General features: G+C 71.1%; 15 protein-coding genes. 11 read left to right on the forward strand and 4 right to left on the reverse strand.

Translation table 11 applies throughout. The features are described 5' to 3' along the window. Positions 1 to 85: 85 nt before the first annotated feature. The gene (locus tag RM609_RS09230) at positions 86 to 1,303 is read right to left on the reverse strand and encodes a Cmx/CmrA family chloramphenicol efflux MFS transporter (protein WP_311609465.1); all 1,218 of its coding nucleotides are present in this window, start codon (positions 1,301 to 1,303) and stop codon (positions 86 to 88) included. Between the two features lie 187 nt (positions 1,304 to 1,490). On the opposite strand from RM609_RS09230, the gene RM609_RS09235 reads away from it, so the two are divergent. The 8 genes from RM609_RS09235 to RM609_RS09270 all read left to right on the forward strand — a co-directional run bounded on the left by RM609_RS09235 (position 1,491) and on the right by RM609_RS09270 (position 9,095). Beyond that, a complete protein-coding gene (locus RM609_RS09235; protein WP_311609467.1) occupies positions 1,491 to 2,075 on the forward strand; it encodes a TetR/AcrR family transcriptional regulator in 585 nt (194 codons plus the stop codon). A 204-nt stretch (positions 2,076 to 2,279) separates the two neighbouring features. Beyond that, entirely contained in the window at positions 2,280 to 3,080 is an 801-nt protein-coding gene (locus RM609_RS09240) for a GNAT family N-acetyltransferase (RefSeq protein ID WP_311609703.1), read from the forward strand. Between the two features lie 95 nt (positions 3,081 to 3,175). Next, complete coding sequence (locus RM609_RS09245) at positions 3,176 to 4,084, forward strand: LysR family transcriptional regulator (RefSeq protein ID WP_311609469.1); 909 nt, start codon at positions 3,176 to 3,178, stop codon at positions 4,082 to 4,084. Between the two features lie 157 nt (positions 4,085 to 4,241). Further along, on the forward strand, positions 4,242 to 5,453 hold the full coding sequence (locus tag RM609_RS09250) for a CaiB/BaiF CoA transferase family protein (RefSeq protein ID WP_311609470.1): 1,212 nt from the start codon (positions 4,242 to 4,244) through the stop codon (positions 5,451 to 5,453). Next, positions 5,450 to 6,214, forward strand: a complete 765-nt coding sequence (locus tag RM609_RS09255) for a crotonase/enoyl-CoA hydratase family protein (protein WP_311609471.1) — start codon at positions 5,450 to 5,452, stop codon at positions 6,212 to 6,214. The genes RM609_RS09250 and RM609_RS09255 overlap by 4 nt, the downstream gene beginning before the upstream one ends. After that, positions 6,211 to 6,966, forward strand: a complete 756-nt coding sequence (locus RM609_RS09260; protein WP_311609472.1) for an acetoacetate decarboxylase — start codon at positions 6,211 to 6,213, stop codon at positions 6,964 to 6,966. The genes RM609_RS09255 and RM609_RS09260 overlap by 4 nt, the downstream gene beginning before the upstream one ends. Continuing rightward, positions 6,963 to 7,892, forward strand: coding sequence for a 3-hydroxyacyl-CoA dehydrogenase NAD-binding domain-containing protein (locus tag RM609_RS09265; RefSeq protein ID WP_311609473.1), 930 nt, complete (start codon positions 6,963 to 6,965; stop codon positions 7,890 to 7,892). Before RM609_RS09260 ends, RM609_RS09265 begins: the two co-directional genes overlap by 4 nt. Positions 7,893 to 7,910: 18 nt before the next feature. Beyond that, positions 7,911 to 9,095 (forward strand): acyl-CoA dehydrogenase family protein, encoded by a 1,185-nt coding sequence (locus RM609_RS09270; protein WP_311609474.1) that lies wholly within the window; start codon positions 7,911 to 7,913, stop codon positions 9,093 to 9,095. A 26-nt stretch (positions 9,096 to 9,121) separates the two neighbouring features. Here RM609_RS09270 and RM609_RS09275 read toward each other — a convergent pair whose 3' ends face one another. Beyond that, the gene (locus tag RM609_RS09275; RefSeq protein ID WP_311609476.1) at positions 9,122 to 10,147 is read right to left on the reverse strand and encodes an alcohol dehydrogenase; all 1,026 of its coding nucleotides are present in this window, start codon (positions 10,145 to 10,147) and stop codon (positions 9,122 to 9,124) included. A gap of 128 nt (positions 10,148 to 10,275) precedes the next feature. Next, positions 10,276 to 11,214, reverse strand: coding sequence for a LysR family transcriptional regulator (locus RM609_RS09280; protein WP_311609478.1), 939 nt, complete (start codon positions 11,212 to 11,214; stop codon positions 10,276 to 10,278). 71 nt (positions 11,215 to 11,285) lie between these two features. Between RM609_RS09280 and RM609_RS09285 the strand changes: the two genes are divergently transcribed. From RM609_RS09285 to abc-f, 3 genes are all read left to right on the forward strand, one after another. Continuing rightward, the gene (locus RM609_RS09285) at positions 11,286 to 12,173 is read left to right on the forward strand and encodes an SDR family NAD(P)-dependent oxidoreductase (protein WP_311609479.1); all 888 of its coding nucleotides are present in this window, start codon (positions 11,286 to 11,288) and stop codon (positions 12,171 to 12,173) included. Positions 12,174 to 12,208: 35 nt separating this feature from the next. Further along, a complete protein-coding gene (locus RM609_RS09290; protein ID WP_311609481.1) occupies positions 12,209 to 12,604 on the forward strand; it encodes an MDR/zinc-dependent alcohol dehydrogenase-like family protein in 396 nt (131 codons plus the stop codon). 232 nt (positions 12,605 to 12,836) lie between these two features. After that, on the forward strand, positions 12,837 to 14,489 hold the full coding sequence (abc-f, locus tag RM609_RS09295; RefSeq protein ID WP_311609482.1) for a ribosomal protection-like ABC-F family protein: 1,653 nt from the start codon (positions 12,837 to 12,839) through the stop codon (positions 14,487 to 14,489). A gap of 7 nt (positions 14,490 to 14,496) precedes the next feature. Here abc-f and RM609_RS09300 read toward each other — a convergent pair whose 3' ends face one another. Further along, positions 14,497 to 15,708 carry a cytochrome P450 gene (locus RM609_RS09300; RefSeq protein ID WP_311609483.1) on the reverse strand — a complete coding sequence of 404 codons (1,212 nt, stop codon included), beginning with the start codon at positions 15,706 to 15,708 and terminating at the stop codon, positions 14,497 to 14,499. Positions 15,709 to 15,732 lie beyond the last annotated feature (24 nt).

The following is a 15,732-nucleotide window of genomic DNA, read 5'->3' on the forward strand; positions in this document are numbered from 1 at the left end:
GGCGTGGTGCCGCAGGTAACTCACGGGGCCACAACGGCTCTACGTCACGCTACCGGCGCCTGGCCGACGCGAGGCAGAGGCCGTATCAGGCGCCCATATCCGCCGGTTCGCGATGCGCCGCCCGTCCGGCCGTACCCGCGGGCCGCGCCGCTTCCGTACGGCGCTGTAGACGGGCGGCCCAGGCCAGGACCGCCACCCCGGTCGCGGCGAGCGCCGCGCCGACCCAGGCGACGGCGGCGAAGCCGAAGCCCGCGTTGATGACCAGGCCGCCGAGCAGCGGGGCGAGGGTATTGCCGACGTTGAAGGCCGACGTGTTGGTGGCGCCGACCAGCGTCGGGGCGCCGGGCGCTATCACGAATACCCGTGACTGCAGCGCGGGGTTGGTGAGGTAGCCGGTCAGGCCGAGGAAGAAGACGAGCACCACGGCGACGGGAGCGCTGTCCGCGAACAGCGCCAGCAGCACGGAGCAGACGGCCAGTCCGCCGATGCCGAGGTACAGGGTTCGTATCGGGTGGGTGCCCGCGGTCCGTCCGCCGATCGCCATGCCGATGAGCCCGCCCACGCCGAACAGCGCGAGCACCGCCGGAACCCAGCCCTCCGGTAGCCCGCTGACATCGGTCAGCACCGAGGCCAGGTAGCTGAAGGTGACGATGACGGCGCCGAAGCCGAGAGCGGTGAGGGCGTACGACAGCCACAGCTGCGGCCTGGCCATGGCCCGCAGTTCGGCCTTGACCGAACGGGGCTCCTCCGTGCCCGGCCCGGCCTTCGGGATGGCGAACAGCGAGCAGACCAGGCTCACCGCGGTGGCCGCGGCGACGCCCCAGAACGCGGCCCGCCAGCCCGAGAACTGGCTCAGCACGGTACCGGCCGGCACACCGACGATGGTGGCGAGCGTCAGTCCGCCGGCGACCACGGCCACGGCCTTGCTCCGGGCGCTCTCCGGGACCAGGCTCAGCGCGGTGGCGACGGCGACACCCCAGAATCCGGCGTACGCCAGGGCGCCGACCACGCGCGTCGCGAACACCACTCCGTAGGTGGGCACCAGCGCGCCGACCACATGCGCCGCGATGAAGACGGCCTGCAGCGCGACCAGCGCGGTGCGGCGGGGCCAGCGCAGTGTGGCGACGGCCAGCAGCGGCGCGCCGACGACCATGCCGACGGCGAAGGCGGAGATCAGCAGTCCCGCGTCGGGTATGGAGACCCCCAGGTCGTCGGCCATGTCCGGGAGTAACCCGGCAAGCATGAACTCCGAGGTCCCCTGGGTGAAGATGCCCAGGCACAGGGCGTAGACGGCAAGTGGCACGGCAGGAACTCCCCGTTACTGAATTCGGCAGGATTCCGGATGCGTCGATCCGGTGTGGTGCGCGGCGGCGCCCTCCACGGCGGTGACCCTAACATCGTTTTGAAGCAGTCGCTTCAAAACGTCTTCCGCCCCTGCCGCGCCCTGCGGACTTTTGTACGGACGCCGCACAGCGCATACCGTTCGGACCATGGCGAGGCCGAGGAAGTTCGACGAGAACCGCGTGATCAGCGCGGTCATGGACACGTTCTGGCGCCATGGGTACGAGGCGACCTCCACCCGGGACCTGAGCGAGAGCACCGGGCTGGGCCCTTCGAGCCTGTACAACTCGTTCGGCGACAAGCACACGTTGTACCTGCGCGCGCTGGCGTTCTACTACGAGCGCAGCACCACCCGCCAGGTCGAGCTCCTGCGCGGCCCCGGACCGGCCAAGGAGCGGCTGCGCGCCCTCATGGTGCAGGCGATCGACCTCGACCTCGCGCCCGAAGGCGGCGACCCCGACGGGTGCTTCGCCCTCCACGCGGCGATGGAGCGGGCGTCCTGCGACGACGCGGTCAGGGACGAAGTCCGGCGGACCTTCGCCACCGTCGAGGACGCGCTGTGCGCCACCGTCGCCGAGGGCCAGGCGGCGGGCGAGATCGGCAGCGGGCGCGACGCGCGGAGCCTGGCTCGGCACGTGCTGAGCACGTACTACGGACTGCGCGTCCTCAGCAGGGTCCGGGACGACCGGGAGGCGCTGCTGGACGTGGTGGACAGCACCTTGGCAGGCCTGTAGCCGGACCGCCGGACCGTGGCCCGGAGGCGATGAGTGAATACGAGCCCGGCTGCCAAAAGCGGTGCGGCATAGACTACTTGCTACTTGGCAGCATTGACTCCGATGGCGAGTGGAGTGCCCGCTGACCCGGGTGTCCCGGGTGTCCCGGAGTCGTGTGCCACCTGGTCAAGAGTCTCTGCAATCTCGACGATGTGTGGGGTGACGGTGTCTGATCTCGTGGAGTCCATCGAATCGGTGGAGCAGCTCGCCGCGGTCTGGCGTGCCATGGTGCTCGATCGTGACGAGGGCGCGGACGTGCGCGACCTTCCGGGCATCGCCGTTCGCTGGGCCGACTGCCGCTTCGCTTTCTGGAACTGCGTCACCTTGACCGACGTGGGTGCGGACGCAGAGCTTGCCGGGCGACGTCTGGGCCAGGCCGCCGACATCATGCGCTCGAAGAAGCACCCGGGCTTCCTCTGGATCTTCGAGGACCTCCTCGACGACGAGGCGCGCTCCGCGCTGGAGACGGCGGCCGAGCGGGCGGGCCTGCGGTACGCCTTCCCCGGTACGGGAATGGCCGGGGATCTGCTCCCCATCCCCGAGCCGGTCCACCCTGATCTGACGTTCGTGCGGGTGTCGTCCGATGAACACTTGCGAGCCTATGCGGACCTGAACTCGCGCGGCTACGGGTTCCCGTTGGAAGACGGCCGCGACGGTGTCGTCGGATCCACGCTCTGGAAGAACGAGGTCTACGCCTACCTGGGCATGCGGGGTGACGTTCCGGTGGCGTGCGCCGGCGCGGTCGAGGCGGAAGGCCGCCTCTTCGTGGTGCTCGTCGCCACGGACTCGGAGTGGCAGCGCAGGGGGTACGGCGAAGCGGTCACGCGCAAGGCGCTGTACGAGGGCGCCCGGGCCACCGGGCTGACCCGCGCCACGTTGCACGCGACCGTCGCCGGGGCCCCTGTGTATCCGCGTATCGGCTTCAGGCCGAACTCACCGATCAGCTTCTTCAGCCTGAAGGACTGATCCGCCCACACGGCCCGATAGCGCTCGCCGGGCAACCCGGCCCGGCGAGGATGCCCGCCGATCCGCCCCCCACCCGCCCTGGATAGGGTCCGGTGGTGGAGATCTTTCATCTGCGCTACTTCGTCGCCGTCGCCGAGAATCTCAGTTTTTCGCGTGCCGCGCGTCAGTTGCACATGGCCACCTCGCCGTTGAGCCAGCGGATACGGGATCTGGAGCGAGAGCTCGGCCAGCAGCTGTTCGACCGGGATTCACACCACGTGGCGCTGACCCGCGCCGGCGCGGCGCTGCTGCCGGCGGCCAAGGACGTCATCGGACGGTTCGACGACATTCCCTGGCAGCTGCGCCAGGCGCTGGGGCCCGAGCGGCGGGCGGCGTACGTGGGTGTGGTGCCCGCCCTGCACCCGCGGTTGCGGCAGCGGCTCGCGCGGCTCGAGACACGCTGTGCCGAGGAGTACGACGTCAAGCGCTGGCCCGGGAACAGCGGGAATCTTCTGAACGCCGTACAGCGCGGCGACCTCGCCATGGCGCTGGTGCACCTGCCCGTGCACGCCGAGGGGATCGAGGTGCTGGAACTGCTGCACGAGCCGCTGGGCGCGCTGCTGCCGGCCGACGCGTACGCCGGCCGGAGCTCGGTGTCGCTGAGCGAACTCACCGACTACACCTATGTGACCTCCGCGCCCGGCACGCTCCCCACGTATTTCGACCAGCTCAAAGTGCGCCTGAAAGCCGCGGGAATCCATAAGGAGCTCAGCCTCAATATCGGGGATTACGCCAGCGTGCGCGAGATCGTGGCGAACGGTTCGGTATTCGGAATTACTTTGCTCAGCGTGGGAAACAGTGAGGAAGGAAAGGGCGCCAGCGTCGTCCTGCCGTTCCGGGACTTCTCTCCCACCCTGGCGACCGGGCTGGTCTGGCGCCGGGACCGGGCCGAGCCGGACGGTGATCTGCACGGGCTGGTGCGGGAGGCGGGGGCCGTGTTCGCCGCTCCCGTCGAATCCGGCTGAGAGCGACTGAGCAGCAGCCCAAAAACGGCGTGACCGCTGCGGTCACGCCGTTTTTCGTGCATCGGTGTCACTGATCACTTGGGTTCCGTCACCGCGCCGGACTAGCGTTTTCCATGCGAACGGGGAATCCCCGTATTGCCCTCGAATTGGAGTGGTGATGGAATCCGCAGCAGACAATGGCACGCCCACCGGCCCCCTCGCCGGAGTGCGCGTCATCGACATGGCCACCGTGGTGATGGGCCCGTACGCCGCACAGATCCTCGGCGACCTCGGCGCCGACGTCATCAAGATCGAGTCGCCGAACGACACCGTCCGGATCGGCGTGCTGCACCGCACGCCCGGCATGACGCCCCTCAACCTCAACGTCAACCGCAACAAGCGCAGCGTCACGCTCAACCTCAAGGACGAGAGCGAACGCGCCACGGCGCTGGAGCTGATCGGCACCGCCGACATCCTGATCACCAATATGCGCATCGACGCCCTGCGCCGCCTGGGCATGGACTACGACAGCCTCGCCGCCGCCAACCCCCGCCTCGTCTACGCCCACGCGCAAGGGTTCCGCCCGGACTCCGACCGGGCCCGGCTGGCCGCGTACGACGAGACGGTGCAGGCCGCATCCGGGCTCATCGACCTCGCGCAGCGCGCGGGCGACGTGGGGGCGCCCGTCGTGCTGCCGAGCATCTTCGGCGACAAGGTCGCCGCGCTGACGATCGTGTACGCGGCACTGGCGGCCCTCGTCCACCAGCGGGCGACCGGTCGCGGCCAGCACGTCGAGATACCCATGGTGGACACCCTGCTGGCGTTCAACCTGGTCGAGCATCTCCAGGGCCGCGTCTTCGAGCCGCCGATGGGCCCGACCGGCTTCCCGCTGTCCATGAACAAGGGGCACCGGGCCCGCCCCACCAAGGACGGCCTGGCGATGGTCATCCCGTACAGCCCGCAGAACTTCCGCGACCTGTTCGCCGCCGCCGGACGCCCCGATCTGGCCGAGGACCCGCGCGTCAACGGCGAGTTCATCGACTCCACGCGCGACGGCGAGGCCCTGGCCGAGCTGCTGGAGACGGTGACGCCCCGGTTGACCTCCGCGCAGTGGGGCGAGGTGTGCGCCAAGCACAGCATTCCCTTCGGCCCCGTGCTGCGACTCGACGAGGCCGCCGAGGACCCGTACGTACAGGGAGGCCGCCTGCTGGACGTCGCCGAGCACCCCAGCGAGGGCGCCTACCGGGTGATCGGCATACCGCTGGCGTTCTCCGCCACCCCGGCCTCGGTGCGCCGGCACGCGCCGCTGCCCGGCCAGCACACCGACGAAGTGCTCGATGAACTCGAGCTCGAGCTCGCCCATGGCGAGCATGGCGAGGTGCGGCGATGAGCAGCAGCGTCCGCACGCACACCGTCGGCAGCGCCCTCGTCGTCACGATCGACCGGCCGCGGGCCCGCAACGCCGTGAACGCCGACGTCGCCCGGGGCATCGCCGCCGCCGTCGACCGCCTGGAGTCCGAACCCGGCCTGCGGGTCGGGGTCCTCACCGGCGCGGACGGCACGTTCTGCGCGGGCATGGACCTCAAGGCCGCCGCCCGCGGCGAGCAGGTGACCGTGCCCGGCAAGGGCTTCGCCGGGCTCGTCGAGGCGCGTACGGCCAAGCCGCTGATCGCGGCCGTCGAGGGCCACGCCCTGGGCGGCGGCTTCGAACTCGCCCTGGCCTGCGACCTGGTGGTAGCCGCCGAGGGCGCCCGGTTCGCCCTCCCCGAGGTCAAGCGCGGGCTGATCGCCGGTGGCGGCGGCGCCGTACGACTCCCCAAGCGCGTCCCCTACCACCTGGCGATGGAACTCCTCCTCACCGGCCGTACGATCACCGCCGAACGCGCCCGCGAACTCGGCGTCGTGAACCGCGTCGCCCCCGACGGCCAGGCCCTTCCGGCCGCCCTGGAGCTCGCCGAGGAGATCGCGGCCAACGCGCCGCTGGCCCTGGCCGCGGTCAAGAGGACCGTCCAACGGGCGGACGGCGTACCCGAGCCGGAGGCGTTCGCGGCGCAGACCGCCGAGATCGGCGCGCTGCTGCGCTCCGCCGACTTCGCCGAAGGGGTCCGTGCCTTCGCCGAGAAGCGCGCACCGCGGTGGAGCGGGCGATGAACCGCGCACAGATCCTGCGGACCATCAGCACGCCCGCCACAGCGCCCGCGTACGCCCCCGTCGCCGTCCGTTTCACCGACCGCGAGTACCTCAACGTCGTCTACCGCACCGACCCCGAGGCGCTGCGGGCCGTGGTGCCCGAGCCGCTCCAGGTCGACCTCGACGAGCCGCTGGTGCGGTTCGAGGTGATGAAGATGGGCGACGCCACGGCTTATGGCCCGTACGTCGAGGCCGGGCAGGCCATCCCGGTGCGTTTCGGGGACGAGCGCGGCGAGTACCTCCACGCGATGTACCTGGACAGCTTCGCCGCCACCGCCGCGGGCCGCGAGGTGAGCGCCTACCCGAAGGCGATGGGCGCACCCGCCCTGTACGCCGAACACGCCGCGCTGGTCGGCACGCTCGACTACGGGAGCGTACGGGTGGCCACCGCCACGATGGGCTACAAACACCACCCGCTCGACCCGGAGCTCGCCCGCGAGCAGATCGCCGTCCCCACGTACATGCTCAAGACCGTCCCGGACTACGACGGCACCCCGCGCGTCTGCGAACTCGTCCGCACCCGGATCACCGATCTCGTGGTCAAGGAGGCCTACACCGGGCCCGCGCGGCTGCAACTGTTCGCGCATGTGCTGGCGCCGCTGGCGGATCTGCCGGTGCGCGAGATCGTCTCGGCGAGCCACATCGTCACGGACCTCACGCTGGGCCGGGCCGTTCCCGTCCACGACTACCTGACCGAGGAGGACCCGTCATGACCACCGCTGTCGTCGGTGCCGGCACCATCGGCCTCGCATGGGCCGCCCTGTTCGCCGCGAACGGAATCGAGGTGACCGTCACAGATCCGCGCGAGGATCTGGAGCAGGCTGTGGACGAGGCGCTGCCTATGCTCGCCGCCGGACTGCCCGGCAGTGACGCGGCGGACCTGCGCGGCCGCATCCGTACCACCCACGACCTGGCCGAGGCCGTTGCCGGAGCGCGCCTGGTGCAGGAGAACGGCCCGGAGAACCTGGAGTTCAAGCAGCGGCTGTTCGCCGACGTCGCCCGCCACGCCCCGGCCGACGCGCTGCTGGCCACCTCCAGCTCCGGCATCGTCGCCACCCGGATCGCCGAACGGCTGCCGGGGGAGGACGCCGCGAGGTTGCTTGTCGCGCATCCCTTCAATCCGCCGCACATCGTCCCGCTCGTGGAGATCGTGCCGGGTGAGCGGACCGCCGAGGAGACCGTCGAGACGGCCATGGCCTTCTACCGTTCGCTGGGCAAAACGCCGGTGCGACTGCGCAAGGAGCTCCCCGGATTCGCGGCCAACCGGCTCCAGGGCGCTGTGCTCCAGGAGGCGATCCACCTCGTCCTCAGCGGTGTCGTCGACGCGGCGGAACTCGACACGCTGATGATCTCGTCGCTGGGCGGCCGCTACGCCGCTGTCGGCCCCTTCGAGAGTTTCCACCTGGGCGGCGGCCCCGGCGGCATCCGGCACATGATGCGGCACCTCGGGCCCGGCCTCGCCGAGGGCTGGCAGCGCCTCGGCCACCCGGAGCTGGACGCCGCCGCCGTCGCCACGCTCGTCGGCCAGACGGAGGCCGCGTACGGCAGCGGTCCCGAGGCGTACCGGCGACGTGCCGCCCTCCGCGACCGCAAACAGCTCGCGCTCGACGCGGCGTTGCGCCAGACCGACGACCGCTGAACCGCAAAGGAGTAACCCATGCCCAAGCCCGCCAACCCCACCCCCGACTTCTTCGGATACGCCGACCTGCTCAGCGACGCCGAACGGGCCGAACTGGCCACTATCCGCGACTACCTGGAAAACGAGATCAAGCCGCTGTTCGACGCCTCCTGGGAGCGGGCGGAATTCCCCTTCGCGGCGATCGAGAAGGTCGCGAAGCTCCACCTGGCCGGATACGCCTACCCCGAGTACGGTGACGGCCGCCACCGCGGCCCACTGTTCTCCGGCTTCCTCAACCTGGAACTCAACCGCGTCGACCCGTCGTTGGGGGTGTTCTCCGGAGTCCACACCGGACTGGCGATGGGCAGCATCCATGGGGGCGGCAGCAAGGAGCAGCGTGACCGCTGGCTGCCGGACATGGCCGCGATGAGGAAGATCGGCGCCTTCGCCCTGACCGAGCCCGAGGGCGGCTCCGACGTCGCGGGCGGCATGCGCACCACCGCCCGGCGCGAGGGCGACACGTGGGTCCTCGACGGTGCCAAGCGATGGATCGGCAACGGCACCTTCGCCGACCTCGTCGTGGTCTGGGCACGCGATACGGCCGACGGCCAGGTCAAGGGCTTCGTGGTGGAGAAGGGCACCCCCGGTCTCACCGCCACCAAGATCGAAGGCAAGATCGCGCTCCGGACCGTGCAGAACGCCGACATCACCCTCGACGGGGTACGGGTCCCCGAGGCCGACCGCCTCCAGCGGATCGGCGGCTTCCGCGACACCGCCGCCATCCTGGCGCGCACGCGCGGCGGGGTGGCCTGGCAGGCGCTGGCGGTCGCGGTACGCGCCTACGAACTCGCCCGCGCCTATGCCGTCGAGCGTGAGCAGTTCGGCAGGCCCATCGGCGCCTTCCAACTGATCCAGGACCTGCTGGTGAAGATGCTCGGCAACATCACCGCCATGTTCGGCATGGTCGTCCGTCTCGGCCAGCTCTCCGCCACCGGCCGGGACACCGCCGAACAGGCCGCCCTCGCCAAGGCCTTCACCACCACCCGGATGCGCGAGTGCGTCGCCTGGGCCCGTGAACTCTTCGGCGGCAACGGCATCGTTCTCGACTACGGGATCGCCAAGTTCTTCGCCGACGCCGAGGCCGTCTACTCCTTCGAGGGCACCCGGGAGATGAACACCCTCATCGTCGGCAAGTCCATCACCGGGCACAGCGCCTTTGTGTGACGTGACCTTCGTGTGGCGGGCGGGTCTCAGCCGGTCGTGAGCACCATCCGGAAGCGGGCCTTCCCGGCGAGCATCTTCTGGTACGCCTCCTCCGCACGCTCCAGCGGTACGGTCTCGGTCATCGGGCGAATGTCGTGGAGGACGCTGAACGCCATGGTGTCCTCCACGTCCTGCGCGGTGCCGGACGGGTGTCCCCGGAGGACGTGGGCACCCATGAGCAGCTGGGCCGGGTTGATGCCCAGCGGTGCGGTGTCCGCTCCGATGACCACCAGTTCCCCGCGCGGGGCCAGACCCTCCACGGTGGCGGTGATGGCCTCGGAGTTGCCGGCCGTGGCGAGGACGACCTTGGCTCCGCCGAGGGACTGCAGCGACTCGGCGACCGGGGTGCCGGAGGTGCTGTCGACGTAGTGGTGGGCGCCGAGCTCCTTGGCGAAACCGGCCTTCTCGGGGCCACGGGCGATGGCCACGGTCTCGAATCCCATCGCGACGGCGTACCGCACCCCGAGGTGCCCCAGGCCGCCGAGACCGAGCACCGCGACCAGGTCACCGGGCCGGGCGGAGCTGCGCCGCAGGCCGTTGAAGACGGTCACGCCCGCGCAGGCCATGGGCCCGGCGTCGGCCGCCGTCAGCTCGTCGGGGATCCGGGCCAGGGCGTCGACGGGTGCGATCACCTTCTCGGCGAACCCTCCGTCGTACGCCCATCCCGGGACCTTCAGGTTCCGGCAGACGATGAAGTCGCCCTTCCGGCAGGGCCCGCAATGGCCGCAGCTGCCGCCGAACCAGCCGACCGCGACCCGGTCGCCGACCCGCCAGCCGTGGTCGCCGGCGCCTTCGCCCAGTTCCTCGACGCGCCCCGCGATCTCGTGCCCCGGCACCTCGGGGAACGACACCCCCGGCAGCCCGCCGCTCACGAACATCGCGTCGGAATGGCAGATGCCGCATGCCTCGACGGCGATTCTGACCTGGCCGGGTCCCGGCCGCGGCACCTCACGCTCGGCCAGCTCGAACGGGCCGTTCGGGGTGGTCACCTGGACGACTCGATAGGTGCTCATTCTCGGCGCTCCTCGGGGATCGAGTATTTCCGTGCTCGCGGGAACAGAGTTTCTCGACATACGCACGCGCGTCCACTTCGGGAAGCGTTCAGGGCAGAAAAATGGCCCGGTAGAAGCTCGAGTCCGCCTCAGGCCGGCGAGGGTGGAGCCGCCGCGTCCGTGTCCAGGGCCGCCGCGCGGAGGGCGGCTGCCAGACGGGTGACCGGCTCGGCCGGCGGGTGGGGGAGCCGGGCCAGGAGCAGGCGGCGCTGCTCCTGGGGGCCGCCGCGCACGGGGAGGACGCGGACACCCGGCGGCACGGCTGAGGCCAGGGTGGCGGGCAGGGTGGTCAGGCCGCAGCCGGCGGCGACGAGGTGGAGCTTGGCCAGCCAGTCACGGGCGGTGTGGGCGATCTCGGGCCGTTCGTCCAGCCCCGGCCAGACCCCCATGGCCTGGTCCTCGCCCGAGGAGGAGCCGACGATCCAGCGTTGCCCGCGCAGGTCGGCCACGTCGACGTAGTCGCCGCGGGCGAGCGGGTGGGCCGTGGGCACCGCGAGGAGCAGGGCGCGCTCGGTGAGCGTCCACAGCGCGAGCGGGGGCGACTCGGTGTCCGGCGGGCGGAAGGGCGGGGCCGAGGCGAGCAGGGCCAGGTCCAGGCTGCCGGCCCGCAGGGCGCGTACGAGCGCCGGGGTGCCGCCCTCCCGGCCGACGACGCGCAGGCCGGGGTCCGTCCGGCGGAGCGCCGCCAGGGCCCGGGGGATCAGTACGGCGCCGGCGCTGGGGAACCACCCCAGACGGACCGTCCCGGCCTGCCCCGGCAGGCCCGACAGCTCCCGCGCGGTCGCTTCGATCTCGTCCAGCACGACCGTCGCGCGGCGCATGACGACGCGGCCCGCGGCGGTGAGCCGCACTCCGTCGCGCCGTCGCTCCAGCAACTCCGAACCCGCCGCCCGCTCGATCGCGGCGATCTGCCGGGACACCGCCGACTGGGTGTAACCCAGCGACACCGCGGCCGCGGTGAACGTGCCTTGTTCGGCCACCGCGCGGAAGACGCGCAGCGCGGTCAGTGACACATCAGTGAAGTCCATGAGGATTACGCATGCTACCTGTGCATGACTTTCGTTGGACGCATGGAAGCGGCCTTCCTACCGTGGAGGACATGAACACCTCACGCATCGCCCTCGTCACCGGTGCCAACCAAGGTCTCGGCCGCGCCCTCGTCGAAGGGCTGGCGGCCCGGATGCACCCGGACGACCTGGTTCTGCTCACCGGGCGCGACGACCGACGTGTCACCGACGCCGCCCACGAGGTCAACCGGCTGCCCGGCACCCGCGCCCGCGTCGAGGGCCGGGTCCTGGACGTCACCGACACCGAGGCCATCGCCCGCCTCGCCGACGAGCTCGGGACGCGGTACGGCGGCGCCGACATCGTCATCTCCAACGCGGTCACCCGCATGCTGCCCGAGGATTCGCAGGCCGAACGGGCCGACGAGTTCATCGACGTCTCCAACACCGCCACCCACGCGGTGCTGCGCCGCTTCGGCCCCGTCCTGCGCCCGGGAGGCCGGCTGCTCGTCGTGGCCAGCGGCCTGGGCACCCTCGGCCACCTCGACCCACGGCTGCACAAGCTGTTCGACGGCGCGAGCCTCGACCAGGTCGAGTACGCCGTCGAGTCGTGGCGCAGCGCCATCCACAACAACACCTCCGCCGAGGCGGGGTGGCCACGCTGGCTGAACGTCCCCTCGAAGGTGGCCCAGGTCGCCGCCGTACGCGCGGTCGCCGCCGCGCGCCGCGAGCGCGACCTCGCGACCGGCACCCTGATCGCCTCGGTCTGCCCCGGCATGGTCGACACCGCGACCTCCCGGCCGTGGTTCAGCGACTTCAGCCAGGCCCAGTCGCCCGCCGACGCGGCCCGGGCCGTGCTCGACGTCGTGTTCGCCGAGAACGTCGACCCCGTCCTGTACGGCGAGTTGATCCGCTTCGGCAAGGCCCTGGACTGGCGCGACGGCACGCCCCCGGTGGAACAGGACCGCATGCTCAAGCCCTGACACGGGCGCGTCCTCCGGAGGCCGGCGCCGACCATGTGCCGGTCTGGTCCGGCGGCGGCTTCGAGGGGCGGGTCAGAGAACTGACCGGCGGCCGGGGAGCCGATGTCGTCTACGACGGCGGCGTCGAGACGTTCCACTCCTCGCAGCTCGCCCTGCGCCCCCACGGGGTGCACGCCTATTACGGCCCCTTCATGGGCGTCCCGGCCCTCCGGCCGACCGACCTGCCCAACAGCATTCTGCTGACGTACCCGGTGATGCACCACCACGTGCCCACCGCCCTGGACGCCGACCGTGAGGCGGCGGCCCTTCTGGCCGGGGTCCAGGGCGGGGTGGTGATCCTCATGACGACGGGCGGCATCGAGCACCTGGAGGCCGCCCCGGACCGGGACATCGCACACCTGCGAAAAATGCCCGCCGTGAGCCTTGCCTAAGTTGCTACACTGGCACGGATTCTGATCTTGCGTTGGGTCATGTGTTGAGGAGAGTTCGGACATGGTGGCGGACGACGACATCTCCGGGTGATCACCCGGCCCCGACAGGCCACCGGCCGGTGCGCGGAAGCACCGCCGACAGTGGCTTCGTCGGCGTCCCGTCTTCCCTTGTCCGCTGTCGCCGAGGCAGGAGTGTCGTTCCTGCCTCCCTCCCCTCCACGAGGTCACCTTCATGTCCGGCGTTTCCGTCGTCTGCTCGAACCTGTCCTTTGCCTGGCCCGACGACACTCCCGTCTTCCAGGACCTGTCCTTCACCCTCGGCTCCGGCCGCACCGGCCTCGTCGCGCCCAACGGCTCCGGCAAGAGCACCCTGCTCAAGCTCATCGCCGGTGAACTGCGAGCCCGCGACGGGTCGGTCTCGGTGTCCGGCACCCTCGGCTATCTGCCGCAGAGCCTGCCCCTGACCGGCGAGCTCACCGTCGCCGAGGTGCTGGGCGTCGCCGCGATCGTCCAGGCCATCGACGCCGTGGAGTCCGGGGACGCCGACGAGAAGCATTTCACCACCATCGGCGACGACTGGGACATCGAGGAACGCACCCGCGCCCAGCTGGACCGCCTCGGCCTGACCGATGTCGCCCTGGACCGCACACTGAGCACCCTCAGCGGCGGCCAGGTGGTTTCCCTCGGACTCGCCGCCCAACTGCTGAAGCGGCCCGACGTGCTGCTGCTCGACGAGCCCACCAACAACCTCGACCTCGACGCCCGGCACAAGCTCTACGACGTGCTGGCGAACTTCACCGGCTGCCTGCTCCTGGTCAGCCACGACCGCGCCCTGCTCGACCGCATGGAACGCATCGCCGAACTCGACCCGCGCGGTGAAATCCGCTTCCACGGCGGCAACTTCACCGAGTACGAGGAGGCCGTCCGCGCCGAGCAGGAGGTCGCCGAGAAGAACGTCCGCAACGCCGAACAGGAGCTGAAGCGGGAGAAGCGGGAGATGCAGCAGGCCCGCGAACGCGCCGAACGCCGGCAGAGCAACGCCGCCCGCAACCTGAAGAACGCGGGCCTGCCCCGCATCTTCGCCGGCAATATGAAGCGCGGCGCGCAGGAAGCCGCCGGACGAGCCGGCCAGATGCACGCCGGCCGGGTCGGCGAGGCCAAGGCCCGGCTGGACGAGGCCGGGCGCGCACTGCGCGAGGAACAGCGCATCACGCTGGACCTCCCCGACACCAACGTGCCCGCCGGACGCAATCTGTTCCTCGGCGAACAACTCCGCGTCCGGCTCGGCGGCAAGGACGTCTTCGCCGGGCACGGCATCGACCTGACCGTCCGGGGCCCGGAACGCATCGCGCTGACCGGCCCCAACGGCGCGGGGAAGAGCACCCTGCTGCGGCTGCTCGACGGCGGCCTGACCCCGGAGAGCGGCGCGATCAAGCGGGCCGACGGGCGCGTCGCCTATCTCTCGCAGCGCCTCGACCTGCTGGACCCGGACCGTACGGTCGCCGAGAACTTCGCCGAGTACGCCCCGGAGCGCTCCGAGGCCGAGCGGATGAACCTGCTCGCCCGCTTCCACTTCCGGGGCGCCCGCGCCCATCTGCCCGTCGGGGTGCTCTCCGGCGGCGAGCGGCTGCGCGCCACCCTGGCCTGCGTCCTGTGCGCGGAACCGGCCCCCCACCTGCTGCTCCTGGACGAGCCGACGAACAACCTCGACCTGGTCAGCGCGGCCCAGCTGGAGAGTGCGCTCAACTCCTACCAGGGGGCTTTCGTGGTCGTCAGCCACGATGAACGCTTCCTGTGGGAGATCCGCGTCGACCGGTGGTTGCGGCTGGCCGACGGAGAGCTGAAGGAGACGGGAGCTCCCGAGGTGGGAGCTCCCGAGGTGTGAACCTTCGCTACCAGGTGACCGGAAGTCCCGCCGGCATGATCGCCATCCGGTTGGGGTGCCAGGGCACCTCGTCCACCGGTACCGCCAGACGGATGTCCGGCAGGCGGTCGAGCAGGACGCGGAACGCGGTCTCGGACTGCCGGCGGACCAGGTGGGCGCCGGGGCAGTGGTGGCGGCCGTAGCCGAAGCGGAGGTGGGGGTTGGGGGAGCGGCCGGGGTCGAAGGTGCCGGGGTCGGCGAAGGCGGCCGGGTCGTGGTTGGTCGCGTCCAGCGAGAGCAGGATGAGATCGCCCTGCCGTACGTCCGCGGTGCCGAGCTTGGCGTCCTCGGTGACGAAACGGGGGATGGCGTTGCCCAGGACGACGCTGTAGCGCAGCAGCTCCTCCACCAGCTGGGGCATGGTCTCCGGCCGGGCGCGCACGGAGTCCATCGCCTCGGGGCGCTGGAGGAGGTTGAGCGCCGCGACGCCCAGGAAGCTGGCGAAGTCCTCGTAGCCGCTGACGAACAGGACGGAGACGATGTTCGACAGCTGCTTGTCGGTCAGCCCCTTGCGCTCCTCGTTGAGGTCGGCGAGGCGGTCGGCGAGTCCGCGTGGCCGGCCGGCTTCGCGGGAGGCCATGTAGTCGCTCATATAGACGCGGATCTCTTCCCAGTTGCGGGCGAGCTCCTCGTTGGTGGGGGTCACCATGGTCAGGTCGAGGTCGGCCCGTTCCGCGAGCCATTCGTGGTCCTCGAAGGGCAGGCCGAGGAAGCGGCACATGCACTGGGCGGCGACCCACTCCGCGAAGTGGCGCTGGAGATCGCCGGGGCCGCCCTGCCGGACCATGGCGTCCAGGCCCTCACGGGTGATCCCGGCGACCCAGTCGGCGGGGAGCTCGGGCTGGTTGCGGCCGAGCGCCTGGAGGACCTCATCCCGCAGCCCGGCCTGCTGGAGGTGGTTCATGGCGTCCAGCAGTTCCGGTGCCAGGATCGGGGCGTCCTGGGTGGGACCCTCGGGGTCGCCCAGCACGGACCGGGCGAACTTCCGGTCGCGCAGCACGTTCTGGGCCAGCTCGTAGCCGGTGACCAGCCAGGCCTCCTCACCGGAGTTGGTGCTCACCCTGGCCACGGGGCAGCGGCCCCGCAACTCGCCGAGCTCGGGGGCGAGGCGGTCGCCCTGGGTGCTGAAGGGGTAGTGCGGGAGCTCCGTCTGCGGGAGCTCCGCGTTCGGTGCGGTCACGGTTTCGGGCCTTTCTCGTCCGGT

This window comes from Streptomyces hesseae (assembly GCF_031845785.1).
GTDB lineage: Bacteria > Actinomycetota > Actinomycetes > Streptomycetales > Streptomycetaceae > Streptomyces > Streptomyces hesseae.

Excerpts from the sequence above, each read along its gene's own strand:
- RM609_RS09235 (WP_311609467.1), top strand. The coding sequence starts at position 1,491 with ATGGCGAGGCCGAGGAAGTTCGACGAGAACCGCGTGATCAGCGCGGTC.
- RM609_RS09250 (WP_311609470.1), top strand. The coding sequence starts at position 4,242 with ATGGAATCCGCAGCAGACAATGGCACGCCCACCGGCCCCCTCGCCGGA.
- RM609_RS09255 (WP_311609471.1), top strand. The coding sequence starts at position 5,450 with ATGAGCAGCAGCGTCCGCACGCACACCGTCGGCAGCGCCCTCGTCGTC.
- RM609_RS09260 (WP_311609472.1), top strand. The coding sequence starts at position 6,211 with ATGAACCGCGCACAGATCCTGCGGACCATCAGCACGCCCGCCACAGCG.
- RM609_RS09265 (WP_311609473.1), top strand. The coding sequence starts at position 6,963 with ATGACCACCGCTGTCGTCGGTGCCGGCACCATCGGCCTCGCATGGGCC.
- RM609_RS09270 (WP_311609474.1), top strand. The coding sequence starts at position 7,911 with ATGCCCAAGCCCGCCAACCCCACCCCCGACTTCTTCGGATACGCCGAC.
- RM609_RS09275 (WP_311609476.1), bottom strand. The coding sequence starts at position 10,147 with ATGAGCACCTATCGAGTCGTCCAGGTGACCACCCCGAACGGCCCGTTC.
- RM609_RS09280 (WP_311609478.1), bottom strand. The coding sequence starts at position 11,214 with ATGGACTTCACTGATGTGTCACTGACCGCGCTGCGCGTCTTCCGCGCG.
- RM609_RS09285 (WP_311609479.1), top strand. The coding sequence starts at position 11,286 with ATGAACACCTCACGCATCGCCCTCGTCACCGGTGCCAACCAAGGTCTC.
- abc-f (WP_311609482.1), top strand. The coding sequence starts at position 12,837 with ATGTCCGGCGTTTCCGTCGTCTGCTCGAACCTGTCCTTTGCCTGGCCC.